The organism is Mesorhizobium sp. M7A.F.Ca.CA.002.05.1.1, from assembly GCF_003998335.1.
GTDB lineage: Bacteria > Pseudomonadota > Alphaproteobacteria > Rhizobiales > Rhizobiaceae > Mesorhizobium.
Window position 1 is genome coordinate 1 of record NZ_RZQI01000833.1, and the last position, 2,590, is coordinate 2,590.

General features: G+C 61.4%; 4 protein-coding genes and 1 pseudogene. 3 read left to right on the forward strand and 2 right to left on the reverse strand.

The features are described from left to right. Nucleotides 1-620: GTP 3',8-cyclase MoaA (locus tag EN939_RS29175; RefSeq protein WP_164751315.1), on the reverse strand; the 620-nt coding region annotated here is incomplete at its 3' end. A 199-nt stretch (nt 621-819) separates the two neighbouring features. Here EN939_RS29175 and EN939_RS29180 point away from each other — a divergent pair. Together EN939_RS29180 and EN939_RS29185 are read left to right on the forward strand one after the other, a co-directional pair. Next, on the forward strand, nt 820-1,173 hold the full coding sequence (locus EN939_RS29180; protein ID WP_013531698.1) for a gamma-butyrobetaine hydroxylase-like domain-containing protein: 354 nt from the start codon (nt 820-822) through the stop codon (nt 1,171-1,173). Nucleotides 1,174-1,246: 73 nt separating this feature from the next. Next, nucleotides 1,247-1,858 carry a pyridoxamine 5'-phosphate oxidase family protein gene (locus EN939_RS29185; RefSeq protein WP_127270852.1) on the forward strand — a complete coding sequence of 204 codons (612 nt, stop codon included), beginning with the start codon at nt 1,247-1,249 and terminating at the stop codon, nt 1,856-1,858. A gap of 18 nt (nt 1,859-1,876) precedes the next feature. On the opposite strand, the gene EN939_RS29190 is transcribed toward EN939_RS29185, so the two are convergent. Then, on the reverse strand, nt 1,877-2,329 hold the full coding sequence (locus EN939_RS29190) for a MarR family winged helix-turn-helix transcriptional regulator (RefSeq protein WP_023813960.1): 453 nt from the start codon (nt 2,327-2,329) through the stop codon (nt 1,877-1,879). 47 nt (nt 2,330-2,376) lie between these two features. Here EN939_RS29190 and EN939_RS29195 point away from each other — a divergent pair. Next, a pseudogene (locus EN939_RS29195) lies at nt 2,377-2,590 on the forward strand (alpha/beta hydrolase); the annotation flags it as partial.

Genomic DNA, 2,590 nt, shown 5'->3' on the forward strand with positions numbered 1-2,590 from the left:
GGCAGATACTGGTCGGTGCGGTCGGCATCGATCTCGCCCATCGGCATGGTTTCGATGACCGTCAAGTCCATGCCGCGGCCATGCGCCCAGCGCATCATCTCGGGCAGCTCGGCGTCGTTGAAATCCTTCAATGCCACCGCGTTGAGCTTGACCTTCAGCCCCGCGGCCTGCGCGGCATCGATGCCTTGCATGACCTTGTCGAGATGGCCCCAGCGGGTGATCTTGTGGAACTTGTCGGCATCGAGCGTATCGAGCGACACGTTGATGCGCTTGACGCCGCAATCGGCGAGTTCGGCGGCAAAGCGCGACAGCTGCGAGCCGTTGGTGGTCAGCGTCAGCTCTTCCAGCGCGCCGCTGGCGAGATGCCGCGAGAGCTGGCGCACCAGATGCATGATGTTCTTGCGCACCAGCGGCTCACCGCCGGTCAGGCGCAATCGCCTGACGCCCTTTTCGATGAAAACCGTGCACAGCCGGTCGAGCTCTTCCAGCGACAGCAGGTCCTTCTTCGGCAGGAAGGCCATGTCCTCGGCCATGCAATAGGTGCAGCGGAAATCGCAGCGGTCGGTGACCGACACGCGGAGATAGCTGATCGTGCGGCCGAAAGGATCAATCATGTCCATGCTTCAAGCGCTTCCTGTGGCCGTGAACGGCTTCGTTATATACCGCTATGTGATACGATCCGGCCTGCCATTCAAGATAGCGCCTCTCGATCTTTGGTAACATCTCTGCGCCGACATCGCATGTCGGTCGGTCTCATCAGGCCTTTTCCCGTTTGGCGAAGCGGCGTAGGGAAGGGCGGATGAGACGGGATCGAACAGCATGACCGCACCGAAAGAGCTCAGGGTCTCCAAGGACCGCAAACTTCTGTCCGTCACCTTTCCCGACCACCATCCATTCGAATTACCGGCGGAACTGCTGCGCGTCGCCTCGCCATCGGCCGAGGTGCAGGGCCATTCGCCGGATCAGCGGGTGACGGTCCCCGGCAAGCGCAATGTGGCAATCCTCAAGATAGAGCCGGTCGGCAACTACGCCGTGCGCATCACCTTCGACGATTTCCACGACACCGGCATCTTCACCTGGAATTACCTGCATACGCTCGGCCACGAGAAGGATGCGCGCTGGGAAGCCTATCTCGCGGAGCTTGCGGAAAAGGGCCTGAGCCGGGACCGCTAAAATTGATTCCCCTCGCTGTCGTCAAAACGTCATCGAGATGGCGTAGCGCCGGCAAAGGTTTGGAGGCGAAAACATGTCCGTCATCACCACGGTCGAGCAGCTCGAGGCGCTTTATGGCGTTCCAGGCGAGGCCTCGCTGGTCAAGGAACTCGACCACGTCATTCCCGAATATGCCGCCTTCATCGAAGCCTCGCCGTTCGTCGCGCTGGCCACCAGTGGCCCGGAGGGACTGGACTGTTCGCCGCGCGGCGATCTCGCCGGCTTCGTGCGCATCCACGATCCGAAAACCCTGATGATGCCGGACCGTCGCGGCAACAACCGCGCCGATTCGCTTAAAAACATTATCCGCGACCCACGTGTTGGGCTGCTGTTCCTGGTACCTGGTTCGGGCACGACGCTGCGCATCAATGGCCGCGCTCATGTTACAACGGATACAGCGCTGTGCGCGTCATTCACGGTGGAAGGCAAGGCGGCTCGATCGGTGACCGTCATCGACATCGATTCGGTCTATTTCCAATGCGCCCGGGCCATCGTCCGCTCCGAGCTCTGGAACGCAGCAAGGCATGTCGACCCGAAGTCGCTGCCGACGCCCGGACAGATCCTGGAGATCACCAGCCGCAGGAACATCGACGGCGAAACCTACGACAAGGAATGGCCGGAGCGGGCGAAGAAGACGATGTGGTAGGTTTGGGCGGAAAAGCCCTCACGCCTCTTTCAGCACATCATAGATCTTGCGCATCTGCTCGCCGATCATGTCGCATTGTTCCGGCGTAGACTGGCTCATCGCCTTCTCTATCAGCGCCATGTGCACTTTCAGCGCCTGCATCAACAGCGCCTCGCCGGCCTCGGTGAGCGCGAGCCGCAGGATGCGCTTGTCCTTCTCGTCGCCTTCGCGGCGCAGCAGGCCACGCGCTTCCAGCTGCGGCAAAAGCATGGTGATGTTGGAACGGCCGACGAGCAGCTTGCGGGCAAGATCGTGCTGCGACATGCCGGGGTGGCGATAGAGGTTCATCAGCACGTCGAGCTGCGCCGGTTTCAAATCGAGCGGCGCAAGCTTCACCGCCAGCGTGCGCTCCAGCACATGGCAGGCGCGCGCCACCGCGACCCAGTTGCGGAAACGCGGGTTATCCCAAGGCAGCTCTTGTTTATTGTTCATCTTTGAACTATTATGTTCATGCTTGAACGTATGGATGGATTTTCACTATGGCATCATTCGGGCTGAAGGTCATCCGGGGCGTGTTCGGTGCGGCAGAGCGTGTCGCGCCGCGGCTTAGCGGACGCGCGGCGTTCGAATTGTTCTGCCGCACCCCGAATGTCAAGGCGCTCAGCGATGGCGAGCGCCGTGCTGTCGACCGTGCGGCCGGGTTCATGACCGAGGCGCGTCATCACCGGCTGAAGACCGCGACCGGCTGCGTCA

Coding starts and splice junctions, on each gene's coding strand:
- EN939_RS29180 (WP_013531698.1), top strand. CDS start 820: ATGACCGCACCGAAAGAGCTCAGGGTCTCCAAGGACCGCAAACTTCTG.
- EN939_RS29185 (WP_127270852.1), top strand. CDS start 1,247: ATGTCCGTCATCACCACGGTCGAGCAGCTCGAGGCGCTTTATGGCGTT.
- EN939_RS29190 (WP_023813960.1), bottom strand. CDS start 2,329: ATGAACAATAAACAAGAGCTGCCTTGGGATAACCCGCGTTTCCGCAAC.